We start from the raw sequence: 16,403 nt of genomic DNA, 5'->3' as shown, positions 1-16,403 counted from the left end.
CCAGCTCTCGCGTGCGGTGGGGTCACCCCTCGTGAGCACTTCGCGAGTCCAGGTACGCCGAAAGCGCGCACGGTGAGGTCAGCGGCCGATCGCCTCCACCGCGTCGACGGCGGGCGTCGGCCCGGACGTGAGCATCAACGTCTTGCCGTACGAGCTCTCGGCACCGAGCAGCAGTTCGACGACCGTCGCGACGTCCCCGCGGGGCACCGTGCCGCGCTCGAGCGGTGGCTCGGAGAGCGTGACGAAGCCGGTGGGATCGTCGTCGGTGAGACCACCGGGTCGCACGATCGTCCAGTCGAGATAGGTGCGTGCCCGCAGATCCTCCTCGGCCTTGGTCTTCGCGACGAGGTACGCCGCGAAGACCTCCTCGGTGCCTTCGGGGACGGGCTCGCCCGCACCGAAGGAGCTGATCTGGACGAACCTGCGCACGCCCGCCTTCTCGGCCGCCGCCGCCATGAGTACCGATGCTCCGCGATCGACGGTGTCCTTGCGTGCGACGCCGCTGCCCGGCCCGGCACCCGCGGCGAACACGACGGCGTCCGCGTCGTTCAGGATGGCCGCGACGTCGTCGATCGACGCGCTTTCGAGGTCGACGACGACCGGCATCGCACCGAACGCGGTGATCTCACTTTCCTGCGCAGGATTGCGGATGAGGGCGACCGCGCGGTCGCCGCGCGCGGTGAGCTGCTTGATCAGCTGGCGCGCGATCTTGCCGTGACCACCGGCGATCACGACGCGCCGCGCGAGGATCTCCTGATCGGGTGCGCCCTGAACGTCGGCGTCGGTGTTGTCGGGACCGGACTGTGCGGGCATAACAGCTCCTTCGATACCGGGGATCGTCTCCCTCCGTCATACCCGCTCTGGCGCCGGTGCACACGGACCCGCAGAATCGACGCATGTCCCGAACCGCGACGATCTACCACAACCCCCGCTGCAACACCTCGCGCACGGCGCTCGCGGCGCTGCGCGACGCAGGCATCGAACCGACGATCGTGAAATACCTCGAGACACCGCCGACGCGCGACGAACTCGCGGCCCTGCTCGACGCGGCCGGTCTCGCCCCGAGCCAGGCGATCCGCAAGAAGGAGGCGGTCTTCCGCGAGCTCGGACTCGCCGACGCATCCGACGACGAGCTGCTCGACGCGATGGCCGCCCACCCGATTCTGATCGAACGCCCGATCGTGGTCACCGACAAGGGCACGGTGCTCGCACGACCTGCCGACCGCATCGACGCGGTGCTCTGACCGGACGGTCATTCGGGGATCGGGGCGCGGGCGATCGGGCAGGACATGCATCGTGGCCCGCCGCGACCCGACCCGAGTTCCGAGCCCGCGATGCGGAGGACTTCGATGCCCGATTCCTCCAGCCGCGCATTCGTTTCGACGTTCCGCTCGTATCCGACGACGACTCCCGGTGCGAGCGCGAGGGTGTTGTTGCCGTCGTCCCACTGTTCGCGTTCGGCGGTGACGGAATCGAGGCCGGTGTCGATGACCCGCAGCTTCTCGATCCCCATCGCGTCCGCCGCCGCCTCGACGAAGGGCTGCGCACCCGAGATCGAGACGCCGTCGTCGGTCTTGCGGATCGTGAACGCGGACAGCGAGTCCCGGACCGCCTCGTACATCACGACGGCGTCGACGTCGACCATCGTGCAGACCGTGTCGAGATGCATCGTGGCGCGTTGCTGTTCGATCGGGACGACGAGCACGGTGTGCGCGAGGCCGTCCTCGAACACGCTGCGCGCGAGGGCCTCCGCACCCGCGGGGGTGGTGCGCTCCCCCACCCCGATCGCGAGCACGCCGCGCGCGAGCAGCAGGACGTCGCCTCCCTCGACCGGCGCCGTGCGCGACTCGTACGCGCGCCGGGTGCCGCGAAAACGCGGATGGTGCGCATAGATCAGATCCGTGAGCGACGTCTCGCGCACCCGCGCGGGCATCGCGAGCGAGGTGATCGCGACGCGCGGCCCGATCCACACCGACGAGTCCCGCGTGAACATGAGGTTCGGCAGCGGGTCGATCACGAAGTCGCTGCCGTGGTGCATGCGGCGCACGAGCGACGACGAGCTCGCGTCGACGGGCAGCTCGTCGAACGTCATTCCCGCCGTGAGCAGCGCCGCGAGCTCGGGTGCGGGCAGGGTGCGCAGGTGCCCGGCGAGCTCGAGGGCGAGCGCGTGCCCGATCCGCCGGGGGTCGACCGCCGCACCGATGCCCTGCATGCGGGCCGCGCCGCTCGCCGTGAGCGCCTCGCTGAGCACGTCCGACAGCAACAGCACTTCGACACCGCGCGAACGCAACAGCTCGGCGAACGCGTCGTGCTCCTCCTGCGCGCGGTCCACCCACGGCAGACCGTCGAACAGCAGCTGGTCGGAGTTGCGCGGTGTGAGCCGCCGCAGCTCGTCGCCCGGACGGTGCAACAGCACCGCCCGCAACGGCCCCACCTCGGTGTCGACGCCCAGTGCCGAACCGGATCCCACGTCCATGCACCCACGGTAGAGCGTCGGCGCGGTCGACGGTGGCGGTGCGCGGCAACCCTGCGCGGTACCGGCCGACAGCTGCCCGCGTATAGCGTGGAACGCGCGAGAGAGCGTAGGAGACGCGTACCCGCGACGACGAGAGGCCGCCATGACCGACACGACACCCCCTCTTCCGGCCGCGCTCGCGGCCTTCGAAGGCACGTGGCGCGGCAAGGGCAGCGGCCACTACCCGACGATCGACCCGTTCGAATACGTCGAAGTCGTCGAGTTGCTGCAGGGTCCGAAACCGTTTCTGGAGTACCGGTCACGCACCCGCGACGCCGGCACCGGCGAACCGCGGCACACCGAATGCGGATACCTTCGCGTCGCGGGTGAGACGATCGAACTGCTGCTCGCACAGCCGACCGGCTACGTCGAGATCCACCGCGGCGAGGTGGGGGCCGGCGCCGTCGATTTCACAGAGATCGCGACGGACCGCTCGCCCGACGCCAAGCCCGTGCATTCGGTGCACCGCCGCTGGGCCGTCGAGGGCGACACCCTCGTCTACGACCTGTGGATGTCGCACGCCGACACCCCGACGACCCACCATCTGCATGCCGAACTTCATCGGGAGACGGCGCCGCCTGCCGAGGGTGCGTAGCCTCGACCTCGACGTCCACTCGAGATCCGGAGGTGCCGGCCGTGGAGGCGCAGGGACAGCACGTGCAGTGGCGCGCGAAGGAACTCACGCCGGGCCAGCTGGCGCAGCGCAGCGGTGTCGCGGTGTCGGCGCTGCACTTCTACGAACGCGAGGGCCTCATCTCGAGCAGACGCACGAGCGGCAACCAGCGGCGCTACCGTCGCGACATGCTGCGGCGCGTTGCATTCGTGAAAATAGCTCAGCGAGTAGGTATTCCGCTTGCCGCCATCCGCGAGGCCCTCGCGACCCTGCCGGAGGGCCGCACGCCCACGCGACGCGACTGGGAGGTGTTGTCCCAGCGGTGGCAGGGCGAGCTCGACCGCCGCATCGAGCAGCTGGTCCGGCTGCGCGACGATCTGACCGGGTGCATCGGGTGCGGGTGCCTCTCGCTCGCGACGTGCGCGATCGTCAATTCGCACGACCGTATGGGCGATGACGGTCCCGGCGCCCGCACGCTCGACGTCGCGCTCCGAGCCCCCGAGGGCGACTGAGCGTCAGTCGCGCCGCATCGGGACGTGGTCAATGCCCGCCTCGAGGTACCCGGGCCCGGTGGTGCGGAAACCGAACCTGCCGTACCAGCGCTCCAGGTAGGCCTGCGCCGAGATCTCGACGGGCCCGTCGACGTCCTCGAGCGCCGCGGTGAGCAGCGCACCCGCGACGCCCCGCCCGCGCGCCGCGCGTGCGGTCGCGACCCGGCCGATGTGCACGACGTCGCCGGGGGACGCGAGCACCCGCAGCGTCGCGAGCACGGCGCCGTCGCGTTCGGCCCAGTACAGCGTCGTGGTGGGTTCGAGATCGAGGTCGTCGAGCTCGCGTTCGTCGACGATGCGCTGCTCGTGGACGAACACGTCGTTGCGCAGCGCCAGGATGCGGTAGAGCGTCGCGGGCGCTATCCGGTCGAGCGGGGCGCGGCGGAGCACGGGCGGGTCGGCATCGGGCGGCAACACGTCGGACACGGCGTCGACAGTAGCCATCACCGAGCGAGCCATCACCGAGCGATCCCACGACGAGCCTCGAGCGGCGTACGGTCAGGGCTCACCTTTTCGTGAGATGTGCGTCACAATGTTCTTCGGAGGGACCCGCGGGTCCGAGGCCATGGGGAGGTCGGCGATGGTCGAGCAGTCCGGCACCGACGCCGCTCGTCCGCGGCTGTATCTCACGGAGCCGATGACGCCCGTCGAGCGCGATGTCCTCGACGCATGGCTTCGTGAACGCGCCACGCACTCGGGCGGCCGGGACGGCGTCGTGGTCACGACCGACGAACTCGACGCCGTCACCCGCCGCACCGACGACCCCGTGCTGGCGCCGGTGCGCGTCGTCTGGCTGCCCACCGACGACGAGGCACTGCGCCGCGACGGCAGGCGGGTCCGCGATCTCGTCCGCGTCGACGCCCCGCTGCGCCTCGCGCGTCCACGACAGCGACGCGCCTTGCGATCCGACCCGAGCCGCGCCCACGTCCTCGAGGGCGCCGCTGCGCCGTTGAGCGACCTGGCTCGCCGACGGGACGAGCACGGGAGCGGGTCGCTGCCCGAGTTCGTGCGCAGGCAGGCCGCGCTCGCACTCGAGCGTGCCGAGCGATCGCTGCTCGGCGGCGAGTACAAGGTGTCGCGCTTCGTCGTCGACGAGATCACCGGATCGCGCCGCTTCGACGACGGCGTGCGCGAGCTCGCCGCCCGCCTGGACCTCGACGCCGCGGAGGTCGCGTCCCGCGCCCGGGCCGCGCTCGACGAGATGGTCGCGACACAGAGCCGCCGCGCGAGCGCGGTGTGGGGCCGGTTGGGCCGGTACTTCTCGCGGGCCTATCGCCTGCACGTCGACACGACGCGACTCGACGAGATCGTCGAACTCGACCGGGCACATTCGCTCGTGTTCCTGCCGAGCCATCGCTCCTACCTCGATCCGCTCGTCCTGCGGCCCGCGCTCACGTCGATCGGGCTTCCGCTCAACCACGTGATGGGCGGGCTCAACGTCAGCTTCTGGCCGATCGGGCCGATCAGCAAACGCAGCGGCACGGTGTTCATCCGGCGCACGATGGGCGACGACGACGTCTACAAGTGGTCCCTCGCCGAGTACATGCGATTCCTCACGGCGAAACGATTCAATCTCGAGTGGTATCTCGAGGGCGGGCGCAGCCGCACCGGCAAGCTGCGGCCACCGCGCTTCGGGCTGCTCACGTACCTCGCGAAAGCGGTTGCGGCACAGGATTCCGAGCACGAGGTGTATCTCGTCCCCGTGTCCATCACGTACGACCAGCTGCACGAGGTGGGGGCGATGGCCGACGAGGCGCACGGGGCAGCCAAGACCCGAGAAGGCATCCGCTGGCTCGTGGGATACGTGCGTGCGCAGGGCAATCGGCACGGCGTCGCGCACGTGTCGGTGGGCCGTCCGCTCGCCTTCCGGGAGTTCCTCGCGCGTGAGCCGGACGACCTGCGGCTCGGCGTGCAGAAGGCCGCGTTCGAGGTGTCTCATCGCATCAACGAGGTCACGCCGGTCACGGCGTCGTCGCTCGTGATGCTCGCATTCCTCGGCATCGAGGACCGGGCGCTCACCGCACGAGAACTCGAGGCGACGCTCGGACCGCTCGTCGACTACATCACCGCGCGTCGGCTGCCGACCGCGGGCAGCGTCGACGTCGCCGACCGCGCGGTGGTGCGCGCCGCCGTCGAAACCCACCTCGCGTCGGGTGTGCTGCGGTGCTTCGACCGTGCGGGCGAACCCGTGTACTTCCTGGCGCCGGGCCAGCATCTCGTTGCGGCGTTCTACCGCAACAACACGGTGCACTTCTTCGTCATCCGCGCTATCGCCGAGATGGTGGTCGAAGCGGCCGTCGAGGGTCGGCACGAGGATCCGTTCGCAGCCGGTTGGGCGGAAGCCCTGCGCCTGCGCGACCTGCTGAAGTTCGAGTTCTTCTTCGGCGACAAGGCGTCCTTCGCTCTCGAGCTGCGCGCCGAGCTCGACCTGATCGATCCGACCTGGGAATCCAACATGGGCGACGCGACCCACGCGATGGGCGTGCTCGACCGGATCACGCCGTATCTCGCGCACCGCGTGCTGCAGCCCTATCTCGAGGCGTACGCAGTGGTGGCGGACCTGCTGTGCGACACACCGCCGGGCGACGAGATCGACGAAAAGCAGTTCGTGCGCTCGTGTCTCGATGTCGCCGAGCGGAGAAGGTTGCGTCAGGAGATCGGCAGTCGCGAGTCGATCTCGATCGAACTGTTCTCCACCGCACTGCAACTCGCGCGCAATCGCGATCTCGTCGCGCCCGGCGGGGCCGACCTCGCCGACCGCAGGCGAGCGTTCGCCGACGAGTTGCACACGCACGTGCGCCGCGTGCTGCAGATCAGGGAGATCGCGCACCGCCGGCTCGATCTGATCGAGAGTCCCGCCCCGTGAGCACGGTGAGCAGCACCGACGACCTGCTACGCGCGATCGACGACGCACCGCGCGGATCGGGCGTGCTCGCGATCTTCGACTTCGACGGCACGGTCATCGACGGCTACTCGGCGGAGGTCGCCTACCGGGACCGGCTGCGGCGAGCCGACATCGGACTCGACGAGCTGATCCGCACCGGCTCCGCCGCGCTCGAGATGGCGTTGCGCGAGCGCGACGTGCACAGGCTCATGAACGTCGGCATCGCCCATCTCGCGGGCCGCACCGAGGACGACATGCGCGCGTGGGGCACCCGGCTCTTCCGCGAGCGGTTCGCCGCGATGATCTATCCGGACGTGCGCCGCCTCGTCGCAGCGCACCGCCGCGCAGGCCATCACGTCGTGATGGCGACATCCGCCACCCCGTACCAAGCGCGGGACGTCGCCGTCGATCTCGGGTTCGACGCGCTCGCGTGCACCGTGCCCGAAGTGCGCGACGGCGTCCTCACCGGCAAGCTCGAGACGCCTGCGTTGTGGGGACCGGCGAAGGCCGACGCTGTCGCCGCATATGCGCGTGAGGTCGGCGCGGACCTCGGCCAGGCATTCGCGTACTCGAACGGCGCGGAGGACGAGCCGCTGCTCGCACTGGTGGGCCGCCCGGTCGCCCTCAATCCGGACGGAGCGTTGGCGCGCACGGCGCATCGCCGTGGCTGGACGAAGGCGCATCTCGCCGCGCCGCAGCGTGGTTTCGGCATCGTGTCCACCGCGCGCACCGCGGGCGCGGTCGGTGCCCTGCTCGGCGCGGTCGGCCTCGGCGTCACCACCGCCGCACTCACCAGGAGCAGACGCACCGGCGCGAACCTGGTGGCCGCGTTCGGATCCGAACTCGCCCTCACGGTCGCGGGAATCGACCTGCGTGTCACCGGCGCAGCGAACGCGTGGTCCGCACGGCCCGCGGTGTTCGTGTTCAACCACCAGAGTTCGCTCGATCTCGCGGTACTCGGCGCCGTCCTCGGCCGCGACGTCACCGCGGTCGCGAAGCAGGAGGCCGCACACGACCCGCGGTTCATGCCCGTCGGGGCGCTGCTCGACGTCGCCTACATCGATCGCGCCGACCGCGGCCGAGGCCGCGACGCCCTCGCCCCCGCCGTCGACAAGCTGCAGTCCGGTGTGTCGATCGTGATCGCGCCCGAGGGCACCCGGTCACCCACGCCGTGGCCGGGGCGATTCAAGAAGGGCGCCTTCCACCTTGCGATGCAGGCTGGCGTCCCCGTCGTCCCTGTCGTCATCGACGGTGCGGGAGAGCGCATGTGGCGCAATTCGCTGATCGCGCACCCCGGCCGTGTCGACGTCACCGTGCTCGAACCGATACCGACGGACGACTGGACGCTCGACGACCTGGACGAACGCGTCGAGGGTGTTCGAGAGTTGTTCGTACGCACCCTCGGTCTCGACTGACCACCAGCCGGCCGCTGTACCTGTCCCCGGCGCCGCGGGAACTCTCATGCGGAAATGCTGCGGGTGGCGCGTTCGGCACCCACCGCCACGAGAAGTGCCGCGGCGATGATGGCGGTGCCCTGCGCGAGAAGCGACGCCTCGGTCCGGACGAAGGCGATCACGAGAACGCCGCCCGCGGCGGTCAACAACGACCCCGACAACAAACGTGCGGCACGAGACAGCAGCGCAGCAACCACCATGGCGACAGCGACCCCCGTGGCAATCATCCCGACTCCCCTCGACCCACGCCGGCGCGTTACCGGACACATTCTGGTATCGGTCCACGCGGCGAAACGTTTCACGGGGCAGGTCGGCGCAGAGAGGACGACCCCGGCCGTCACCTTCGCATGAGTCGCCGTCAGGAGCAGACCAGCGCCGGTTGGCAGCCACGGCCCATGCGGAAGGTACTCACCCAGGTCGTCTTCGGGCGGGAGTGGCGACCTACCGCCGCCTCAGAGTTGCGACCCGCCGCCATCCACGGCCAGTTCGGCGCCCGTCGTGAACGTCGCATCGAAGGCGAGGAACGCCACGGCCGTGGCCACTTCTGCCGGCGTTCCCATGCGCAGCATCGGGTTGTCCGCGGCCATCTGCGCCTTGGTCTGCTCGGCCTGCTCCCGAGGCATCGACTTTGCCAGAATCCCGGAGTCGATGGGGCCGGGGCTGACCGCGTTGACGCGGATCCGCTGCGGGAGCAGTTCGCGGGCCAGCGAGCGGGTCATCGACCGCAACGCCGCCTTACTGGCCGCGTAGGCGCTCAGCATCGGCAACCCCAGAACATTGGCGACCGAGGTGGTCAGCACCACCCCGCTGCCCTCGGGAAGTAGTGGCGCGAGTTTCTGCACCGTGAAGTACGGCCCCTTGGCGTTGACGGTCAGCAGTTGGTCGAACAGTTCCTCGCTGGTCGACTCGAACGGCGCGAAACCATTCACCCCGGCATTCGCGAAAAGCGCGTCGGCCGTGCCGAATTCGTTCTTCACCCGGTCGGCCAGATCCTCGATCGCGGCCAGTGATGCCGCGTCGCTGCGTACCGCGATGGCATGCTCGCCGAGTTGTTCGCGTGCGGCGTCGAGCCGCGACTGGTCACGACCGGTGATCAACACCCGCGCCCCTTCGCGCACCAGCAGTTGCGCAGTGGTCAGGCCGAATCCGCTGCTGCCGCCCGTGATCACGACCTTCTTGTTCTCGTACTTGCCCATGTCGATGGTCTCCCTGTTCCGAATCGGTGATCTTCCGGTTCCGGCGAAGCGATGCCTGCCGGGCACTTCCGAGTCAACTGCTGTCCGGAAAAGGCGTCCAAGACCTGTTTCGCATCCCGTGATGCCGCAGGAGCATCACGGGTACCATCGGCTTCATGCCCGACGAAGACCTGCCTGTCACAGCGGTGGATCTCGATCTGCGATTGGTGCGGTACTTCACGGTGGTGGCCGAACACCTGAACTACGCCAGGGCCGCGACCGCATTGCACGTCGCCCAGCCCGCCCTGAGCCGCCAGATCAAGCGTCTGGAAAGCCAACTCGGCGTGCGCCTGCTGGAACGGACCACCCAGGGCAGCACGCTGAGCCCGGCCGGTGCCGCATTCCTGCCGCGGGCGCAGGAACTGCTGTACACGGCACGCAAGGCGACGCTCGCCGCCCACACCGCCGCCCCGCAGCGCACCCTCACCATCGGGTACCTGGAAGATCTCGTCGTCACCCCTGCGTTGCGCGATCTGCAGCATCGCTATCCCGAGGCCCATGTTCGCACGCTGCATCTGGACTGGGATCAGGCTCGCGCCCTCCCGGACTGCCGGGTCGACGTGCTCGTGGCGCGCACCCCGCTGCCCATCCCGAGTGAAGACCTACAGGTGACCGTCCTCTACGAGGAACCCCGGGTGTTGCTCGTCCCCGTGGACCACCGGCTCGCCGGGAAAGAATCGGTGACACCTGGCGATTTCGCCGACGAGCCCCTGGTCGCCTGTGCCGGAATGGCGGCCGCATGGACCGGCTTCTGGCGGCTCGACCCGCGTCCGGACGGCGCCCCGGCGCCGCTCGGGCCCACGCTGGTCGAAACCTTCGAGGACAAGCTCGAGGTGGTGGCAGACGGACGCGCGATCGCGCTGGTGCCCGCCGACGACCGCCGCAGCACGCTGCGCGAGGACCTGGCCACCGTCCCGATCGAGGGCATCCAGCCCTGCGAAGTCGTCGTGGCCGCCCGGGCCGACGACACCAACCCGCTGGTCGCACGCTTCCGTGAATCCGCGACGCGCCATCTCATCCGCGAGCTGTGAGGCGGCCCATTCACGACGCGTCCGTGCCTCTACCGGTTGCTACTACGCCCGTGCGGATGCCAAGTGGCGTTCACGAATTGTCGGCAACGTCGTCAAGCAGTAGACGACTCCGAGCTGGCAGCTGCGACATGACCGCGTCGTAGGAAAGGGGAAACATGGGGCAGGACAGCAACGACCAACGGCTGAAAGGTCAGATGACGAGGAGCTTCTGAGTTTTCGTGCTCCCGGGGCTGGCCCTGTTGGCGTTCTTCCCAGCCGGGACTACTCTGCAGCGTCTACCGGTTGGCGGCAATCGGCGTGTGCGTCGCGATCACTGTGCTCATGACGTACGAACTTACCCGGCCGATCTCTGCAACGATCTGCTGACCTGATCCACCCGTCGGGCCCGCACCATGAGCGGTTGGTGGAGGTCCACGGGCGTTTTCGGAAGGTGCCGGCCAGCAACTGGCGTGGCGAATCTCGAGTCGACGTACTCCGTCGGCGTACGCGGGAGCAGCGGCGAGGACGTCCAGCGCTCGCGCTCACATGCCGGAGCCGCCGCACATGTGGATCAGCTACCGAATGCGTCGCCCAGAGCTGGAAGCCCGTCTCGCATTGCCTCGCACCGCCGAAGGTGGCGACCGAGCATGTGGAATCTGTACCGCGGCAGCGCAGAACTGGACGCCCGCGCCCTACTCACCCGCGTCCACGCCGCGCCCCGCGAAGGGCCGCCGCCAACAGGTTCTTCGTCGTCGCGTGCTGTGGATCGTGCAGCACCGTCGCGGTGCGTCCCTGCTCGACGATCGCGCCGTCGGCCATCACGAGGACGCGGTCGCAGGTGTGGGCGGCGAGCGCCAGGTCGTGGGTGATGTGCAGGATTGCGGTGCCGTGGTCGCGAGCGAGATCGCCCATCAGCTGGGACAGTTCGCCGCGCAGGGTTGCGTCGAGCATGCCCGTCGGTTCGTCGGCCAAGATCACGGCGGGCTTGGTCACGATCGCGCGTGCGAAGGCGACTCGCTGACGTTCGCCACCGGACAGCTCGTGTGGGAGGCGTCGGGCGTAACGCTCGGGGTCGAGACCGACTGCCTCCAACGCCGCACCGGCGGCGTCCGCACGGTCCGCCGCCCGGCCGATTCGGTGGATGACAAGAGGCTCGGCGACGGTATCGAGAATCCGCCGATGTGGCGGGAGAGATGCATACGGGTCCTGCATCACCAGGTGCACGGCCCGCCGCGCGGCACGACGGACGCGGCGCGGCGCCCCGACCAGGTCGACGAGCTCGCTCGGTCCATCTCCGTCGACGGAGGTGTCGAGCAGAATGGTGCCGGACGACGGAAGCACCAGCCCGGCGATCGCTTTCGCCACGGTCGACTTGCCTGCCCCGGAGCCGCCGACGAGCGCCACCGTCTCGCCGGCCCGTAGGGCCAGGTCGACGCCGCGCACGGTGACGGTGTCGTCGTAACGCACGGTCAGCCCGGCTACGCGGAGAACCGACCGGTGCCCGCCTGCCGCGAAGTCGTGGTGTCCGCCCTCGGCCGTGGGAATCGAGACGATCGACGTCACAGTGCCCCCTCGAACTCGGTCATGTCGGGCATCGAGCCCATCAGCTTGCGGGTGTACGGATGCTGCGGATCGGTCAGTACGGCGTCGGCGTCACCCTGCTCGACGACCCGGCCCGCCTGCATGACGGCGACGCGGTCGGCGGCCTGCGTGACGACGGGCAGGTCGTGCGTGACGAGGAGAACGGTCAGGTGCAGTCGGGTGCGCAGATCGTGCAGCAGGTCCAGGATCTCCTGCTGGACAAGGATGTCGAGGCCGCTGGTGGGTTCGTCGGCGACGAGGACATCGGGTTCGTTCGCCAGCGCGATCGCGAGGACGACCCGCTGACGCTGGCCGCCGGAGAGCTCGTGCGGGTAGGCCCGGTATCGCTCGGTCGGCAACCCGACCATCTGCAGGAGTTCGCGGGCACGCTCCTCGGCCCGCGCACGCGGTGCATCTCCGTGGGCGAGCACCGCCTCGCGGATCTGGTGACCGATGCGGTGTACGGGGTTGAGCGCGGATTGCGCTTCCTGGGGTACGAGACCGATGCGTCTGCCGAGCAGCGCCCGGCGTTCGTCGGTACCGAGGCCGAGCACATCGACGCCGCCGAGCAGGATTCGTCCGGAGACGACTCGGGCGGCGGCCGGCATGAGACCCACGATCGCCGCCGCCACAGTCGTTTTGCCCGATCCGGACTCTCCGACGAGGCCGAGAACCTGCCCACGCGGGATCGACAGGTCGACGTCGACGCAGCCTCCCCCGGCATTCTCGCCGTTGCCGTAGCGCACGGTGAGTCCCTCGATCCGGAGCAGGGGCGCGCCGGGGTCGGGAGTGGTGTCCACCGCGCGGGCGGCAATACGCCGCGACGTCGCGCGTCGCACAGCTCGGTGGACACGTCCGCCTGCGGCTCGCTGCGCCGGTCCGCCCGCGGCGCGCTCGACGGCGCCACCGGCGAGAGCGAATCCCAGCACCGTCAGTCCGATGAGCGCCCCGGGCGGAACAACCCACCAGAGCCACGCATCGGTGAGAAAGGCGCTGCGCGCGTTCGCGACGCTCAGCATCATTCCCCAACTCATGGAGGTGATGTCGCCGAGGCCGAGGAAGGCCAACGACGCCTCGAGCAGGACCGCGGTCTTGACCGCGAGAACGAGTTGAGGGACGACGAGCACGCCCACCGCCGGAACGATGTGCCGGGTGAGGACGTAGCTGTTCCGTGCGCCCATCGCGCGCAGCGCCTGAACGTGATCGCGTTCGCGCACACTCAGAACCTGCGCGCGCAGCTCACGCGCCATCGGAGCCCACAGTGCGAGGGAGATGACGAAGATCTGCGTGACGAGTCCGGGCCCGGCGAGAACCCCGACCACGAGCGTGAGCGGGACGACGGGCAACGACAGCACGACGTCGACGAGGCGCATCAGCAGCGTATCGACGGCCCCCCGCATGTACCCGGCGGTCAGCCCGACGGTCATGCCGACGACGGTTGCCGCGATCGCGGCGGTGAAACCCACGAGGAGCGAAGGGCGCGCACCGAAGACGAGGACACTGAGGAGGTCGTGGCCCACATCGTCCGCGCCGAGCAGATGCGAGGACGACGGCACCGCGAACGGTCGGGTGACGCGTTCACCCGGATCGTGCGGTGCCAGCCACGGGGCGAAGATCGCCACCGCGCACAAGGTGAGCACGATGCCGATGCCGATGCGGCTCGTCACGGACAGAGAGCGCCACCCGGCGAGAAGGCGCGTCATGCGGAGACCACCTGTCGTGCGGGCCGTACACGCGGGTCGAGCACCGGATAGAGGAGATCGGCGATGACGTTCGCCAGGACCACACCGAGCGTCGCGAGCAGGAACGCACCCTGGAGCAGCGGATAGTCCCGTGCGGCAACAGCATCGGCGATGACCTTGCCCAAGCCGGGATAGGAGAACACCGTCTCGACGACGACGGCGCCGGAGACGAGGGCCCCGGCGGCCATGGTGGCATTGGTCGCAACGGGCAGGAGCGCTGTGCGTAGGGCGTGTCGGGTGACGACGCGGCGCTCGGGCAGCCCTTTGGCTCGTGCGAGACGGACGAAAGGTTCGCCGAGCACGGTGGTCATCGACGCGCGGGCGAGCAGGTAGTACGTCCCGAGCGAGGTCACGATCATCGTCAGCAACGGCATGACGAGCCGACTGCCGGACTCGATCAACCATGCGAACGTCTCGTCCGGCAGCTCTGCCGACGAGTACGACGGCAGCCACCCGAGTTTCGCGGAAAAGACGGTGATCAGCAGCATTCCGATCCAGAAGCCCGGCATGGCGTCGACGGCCAGCACGCCGACGAGTGTGCCCTTGTCCTGCGCCGGCCGCCCGGAGTCACGACGCCATGCCGACCATGCGCCCAGGAGGGATCCGACGACGAGCGCACCGACGAGGCCGAGTACGACCAGCGTCCGCGACCAGGGCAGCCGGTCCATCAGAACATCGGCCACGGGCTCGTTGTGGCCGGTCGACAGGCCGAGATCCCCGCGCACCAGGTTGGCCCAGAACCTTCCGTACTGGACGAGCACCGGGTCGTCGAGCCCGTACAGTGCACCGAGCTCGGCGAGCTCCGCGGCGGTGGGATCACCTTCGCCGGTGTACATGACCAGCGCGGGGTCGCCCGGGGCCAAACGTGGCAGCGCGAAGTTGAGGGTCACGGCCACCCACAGCACCACGGCGTATTGCCCGAGCCGTGACGGCCACGATCGGTCCAGCCTCTTCATCTACGGTCCTTCCGCGGAGCGCGGGCGACCGGCTGCCGCGGCGGCCGGTCCCCTCGTCGTCAGTGCTCGTGCTCTTCCGAGGCCGGCGGCTCGGTGACGTCGGCGGCCGGCGCGGTACCGGTGAGTTCGACGATCGCGTCGACGGAGCTCGAGTGTGCGGCCAGAGCGACGTCGGCCGGCAGGAACGACCACTTGTGGACGATGCCGTATCCCGGGCTCTCCACCCAGCCGCCGTAGGTCTGCGAGACCGCCCAGTGCTCTTCCGGGTAGAACAGCGGAACGGTTGTCGGCGCGGCGTTGTGGATCGTCTGCAATTCCTGCATCACGCGGATGCGATCGGCGTGGGTGGTCTGCGCCAGCCACTCCGTGTACTTGGCATCCCACTCGTCCCACGCGAGGTCGGTGGCCCAGAGGTAGCCCGATCGGTGCGACATGATGAACTGGTCGGGGTCGGCGACGCCGTGCGCACCGATCGAACTCATGAGCAGGTCGTAGGTCTTCTGCGTCGACCGTTCCGACAGCGTCGCGGCGTCCATGCCCTCGAGTTCGACTCGGACGCCGACCTTGCCGAGGTCCTCGGCGACCAGCTCGGCGGCCCGAACATCCTGCGGCCGACCCGAATCCACGTACATCGTGAGGACGAGGGGCGTGCCGTCGATCTCACGCACACCGTCGTGATCGGTGTCGGTGTAGTCGAGCTCGTCGAGCGCGGCGGCAGCTGCGTGCTGGTCGCTCGGCGTGGAGTTGTCCGGATTGGCGAACGGTGCGTCGGGGTGCGGGTATCCCTTGGTGGCCGCCCTGCCCTGCCCGAGCGCGACCACGTCGAGCATCTGGTCCTTGTCGACGGCGTCGGACAGGGCGCGCCGGAACTCCGGTACGTCCAACGGCTTCCGAGTGAAGTTCATCTTGACTTCGGGGTAGCTGAGCGCCTGCGTCGTGATCGAGTCGAGGTTGCCCGACTGCTCGAACTGTCCGACGAGTTCGGGACTGAGAGTGCGGGTCGTTGCGTCGATCTCACCGGACTGCAGCGCAGTGAACGTTGCCGACTGGTCGGTGATCACCGGCATCGTGATCGTGTCGACCGTGGGCTTGCCTGCGAAATACTTCTCGTTCGCGGTGAAGGTGTATCCCGCGGTCGGGCTGTAGGACGTCAGTTGGTAGGGACCCGTGCCGATCGGCAAGTCCTGCACCGTCTTCGCTTCGGCGGGATCGACTCCCGCCCACATGTGCTCGGCCACGATCGGAAGGTCTGCGAGCGTGACGCGGGCCAGCGAGGGGCACGCGTCCCGGCATTCGAAGCGCACGGTGTCGTCGTCGACCTTCACCGCCCGCTCGACATAGGGGGTGTCGTTGACGTGGTGCGTGTAGCGCCCGGTGGGTGCGTCGTGCATGTACTGGAACGAGAAGACGACGTCTTCCGGCGTGAATTGCTCGCCGTCCTGCCAGGTGACGTCGGTGCGCAGGTCGGCCTCCCAGGTGGCCGGGTCGATCTGGCGTACCTGCGTGGCGAGCCACGGCTGCGGTTCCTCGACGTAGGGCGACGGCGCCAGCAGTTTGTCGTAGACGAGTTCGATGAGCTGATCACTCGCGCCGGCGAACAGATTGACCGGGCCCGAATCCTTCTCGAGCGCGATGGTCAGGTCACCAGCGGTGTCGGGGCCCGTCAACTCGTCGGTCCCCGACCCGGAATCCGCGACGCCGCTACAGGCGCTCAGCGACAGGGCCAGCACGGTTGCCGCGCCGGCGCTCGCCAGGGCGCGGTTGGGACGTTTGCTCATGGATCCTCACTTCAGGAGGTCGAGGAGGGCCACCGTGGGACGGTGGGGCGCGGACGTCGACGCGCCAATCGGAGGCTAGCCTAA

At 69.2% G+C, this 16,403-nt stretch carries 15 protein-coding genes; 6 read left to right on the top strand and 9 right to left on the bottom strand.

The window, feature by feature from the left end; genetic code table 11:
* Positions 1-78: 78 nt before the first annotated feature.
* The gene (locus tag HCA44_RS07640) at positions 79-750 is read right to left on the bottom strand and encodes an SDR family oxidoreductase (protein WP_346764642.1); all 672 of its coding nucleotides are present in this window, start codon (positions 748-750) and stop codon (positions 79-81) included.
* A gap of 146 nt (positions 751-896) precedes the next feature.
* Between HCA44_RS07640 and arsC the strand changes: the two genes are divergently transcribed.
* Positions 897-1,244 (top strand): arsenate reductase (glutaredoxin), encoded by a 348-nt coding sequence (gene arsC, locus HCA44_RS07635; RefSeq protein WP_169647944.1) that lies wholly within the window; start codon positions 897-899, stop codon positions 1,242-1,244.
* An 8-nt stretch (positions 1,245-1,252) separates the two neighbouring features.
* On the opposite strand, the gene arcA is transcribed toward arsC, so the two are convergent.
* A complete protein-coding gene (arcA, locus tag HCA44_RS07630; protein ID WP_169647943.1) occupies positions 1,253-2,476 on the bottom strand; it encodes an arginine deiminase in 1,224 nt (407 codons plus the stop codon).
* Positions 2,477-2,618: 142 nt separating this feature from the next.
* Here arcA and HCA44_RS07625 point away from each other — a divergent pair, with 142 nt between their 5' ends.
* Positions 2,619-3,110 carry an FABP family protein gene (locus HCA44_RS07625; protein WP_169647942.1) on the top strand — a complete coding sequence of 164 codons (492 nt, stop codon included), beginning with the start codon at positions 2,619-2,621 and terminating at the stop codon, positions 3,108-3,110.
* Between the two features lie 41 nt (positions 3,111-3,151).
* A complete protein-coding gene (soxR, locus tag HCA44_RS07620) occupies positions 3,152-3,640 on the top strand; it encodes a redox-sensitive transcriptional activator SoxR (protein WP_346764627.1) in 489 nt (162 codons plus the stop codon).
* Positions 3,641-3,643: 3 nt separating this feature from the next.
* Here the strand turns inward: soxR and HCA44_RS07615 are convergent, their stop codons facing one another.
* Positions 3,644-4,105, bottom strand: coding sequence for a GNAT family N-acetyltransferase (locus HCA44_RS07615; RefSeq protein ID WP_346764626.1), 462 nt, complete (start codon positions 4,103-4,105; stop codon positions 3,644-3,646).
* A gap of 154 nt (positions 4,106-4,259) precedes the next feature.
* Between HCA44_RS07615 and HCA44_RS07610 the strand changes: the two genes are divergently transcribed.
* Positions 4,260-6,545, top strand: a complete 2,286-nt coding sequence (locus tag HCA44_RS07610; RefSeq protein WP_169647940.1) for a glycerol-3-phosphate 1-O-acyltransferase — start codon at positions 4,260-4,262, stop codon at positions 6,543-6,545.
* Between the two features lie 5 nt (positions 6,546-6,550).
* Positions 6,551-7,978 carry an HAD-IB family hydrolase gene (locus HCA44_RS07605; protein ID WP_169648095.1) on the top strand — a complete coding sequence of 476 codons (1,428 nt, stop codon included), beginning with the start codon at positions 6,551-6,553 and terminating at the stop codon, positions 7,976-7,978.
* Positions 7,979-8,022: 44 nt separating this feature from the next.
* On the opposite strand, the gene HCA44_RS07600 is transcribed toward HCA44_RS07605, so the two are convergent.
* Together HCA44_RS07600 and HCA44_RS07595 are read right to left on the bottom strand one after the other, a co-directional pair.
* Positions 8,023-8,244 (bottom strand): hypothetical protein, encoded by a 222-nt coding sequence (locus HCA44_RS07600; RefSeq protein WP_169647939.1) that lies wholly within the window; start codon positions 8,242-8,244, stop codon positions 8,023-8,025.
* A 225-nt stretch (positions 8,245-8,469) separates the two neighbouring features.
* On the bottom strand, positions 8,470-9,213 hold the full coding sequence (locus tag HCA44_RS07595) for an SDR family oxidoreductase (protein WP_169647938.1): 744 nt from the start codon (positions 9,211-9,213) through the stop codon (positions 8,470-8,472).
* A 170-nt stretch (positions 9,214-9,383) separates the two neighbouring features.
* Between HCA44_RS07595 and HCA44_RS07590 the strand changes: the two genes are divergently transcribed.
* Positions 9,384-10,283, top strand: a complete 900-nt coding sequence (locus HCA44_RS07590; protein ID WP_206037875.1) for a LysR family transcriptional regulator — start codon at positions 9,384-9,386, stop codon at positions 10,281-10,283.
* 675 nt (positions 10,284-10,958) lie between these two features.
* Here HCA44_RS07590 and HCA44_RS07585 read toward each other — a convergent pair.
* The 4 genes from HCA44_RS07585 to HCA44_RS07570 are packed head-to-tail and all read right to left on the bottom strand — an operon-like array spanning position 10,959 to position 16,319.
* On the bottom strand, positions 10,959-11,825 hold the full coding sequence (locus HCA44_RS07585; RefSeq protein ID WP_169647936.1) for a dipeptide/oligopeptide/nickel ABC transporter ATP-binding protein: 867 nt from the start codon (positions 11,823-11,825) through the stop codon (positions 10,959-10,961).
* Positions 11,822-13,546, bottom strand: a complete 1,725-nt coding sequence (locus HCA44_RS07580) for a dipeptide/oligopeptide/nickel ABC transporter permease/ATP-binding protein (RefSeq protein ID WP_169647935.1) — start codon at positions 13,544-13,546, stop codon at positions 11,822-11,824. Before HCA44_RS07580 ends, HCA44_RS07585 begins: the two co-directional genes overlap by 4 nt.
* Positions 13,543-14,541, bottom strand: coding sequence for an ABC transporter permease (locus HCA44_RS07575; protein WP_169647934.1), 999 nt, complete (start codon positions 14,539-14,541; stop codon positions 13,543-13,545). The genes HCA44_RS07580 and HCA44_RS07575 overlap by 4 nt, the downstream gene beginning before the upstream one ends.
* A 59-nt stretch (positions 14,542-14,600) precedes the next feature.
* Positions 14,601-16,319 (bottom strand): ABC transporter substrate-binding protein, encoded by a 1,719-nt coding sequence (locus tag HCA44_RS07570; RefSeq protein WP_169647933.1) that lies wholly within the window; start codon positions 16,317-16,319, stop codon positions 14,601-14,603.
* Between the last annotated feature and the right edge of the window lie 84 nt (positions 16,320-16,403).

This window comes from Rhodococcus sp. HNM0569, from assembly GCF_012726205.1.
In the GTDB taxonomy this organism is placed as follows: domain Bacteria; phylum Actinomycetota; class Actinomycetes; order Mycobacteriales; family Mycobacteriaceae; genus Rhodococcus_F.
Note: the sequence above shows the minus strand (reverse complement) of the source record. Positions and strands in the feature narration are given on the sequence as shown.

What these genes read in the sequence shown, in the direction of transcription:
- arsC (WP_169647944.1), top strand. Translation starts at nt 897, where the DNA reads ATGTCCCGAACCGCGACGATCTACCACAACCCCCGCTGCAACACCTCG.
- arcA (WP_169647943.1), bottom strand. Translation starts at nt 2,476, where the DNA reads ATGGACGTGGGATCCGGTTCGGCACTGGGCGTCGACACCGAGGTGGGG.
- HCA44_RS07625 (WP_169647942.1), top strand. Translation starts at nt 2,619, where the DNA reads ATGACCGACACGACACCCCCTCTTCCGGCCGCGCTCGCGGCCTTCGAA.
- HCA44_RS07610 (WP_169647940.1), top strand. Translation starts at nt 4,260, where the DNA reads ATGGTCGAGCAGTCCGGCACCGACGCCGCTCGTCCGCGGCTGTATCTC.
- HCA44_RS07600 (WP_169647939.1), bottom strand. Translation starts at nt 8,244, where the DNA reads ATGATTGCCACGGGGGTCGCTGTCGCCATGGTGGTTGCTGCGCTGCTG.
- HCA44_RS07595 (WP_169647938.1), bottom strand. Translation starts at nt 9,213, where the DNA reads ATGGGCAAGTACGAGAACAAGAAGGTCGTGATCACGGGCGGCAGCAGC.
- HCA44_RS07580 (WP_169647935.1), bottom strand. Translation starts at nt 13,546, where the DNA reads ATGACGCGCCTTCTCGCCGGGTGGCGCTCTCTGTCCGTGACGAGCCGC.
- HCA44_RS07575 (WP_169647934.1), bottom strand. Translation starts at nt 14,541, where the DNA reads ATGAAGAGGCTGGACCGATCGTGGCCGTCACGGCTCGGGCAATACGCC.
- HCA44_RS07570 (WP_169647933.1), bottom strand. Translation starts at nt 16,319, where the DNA reads ATGAGCAAACGTCCCAACCGCGCCCTGGCGAGCGCCGGCGCGGCAACC.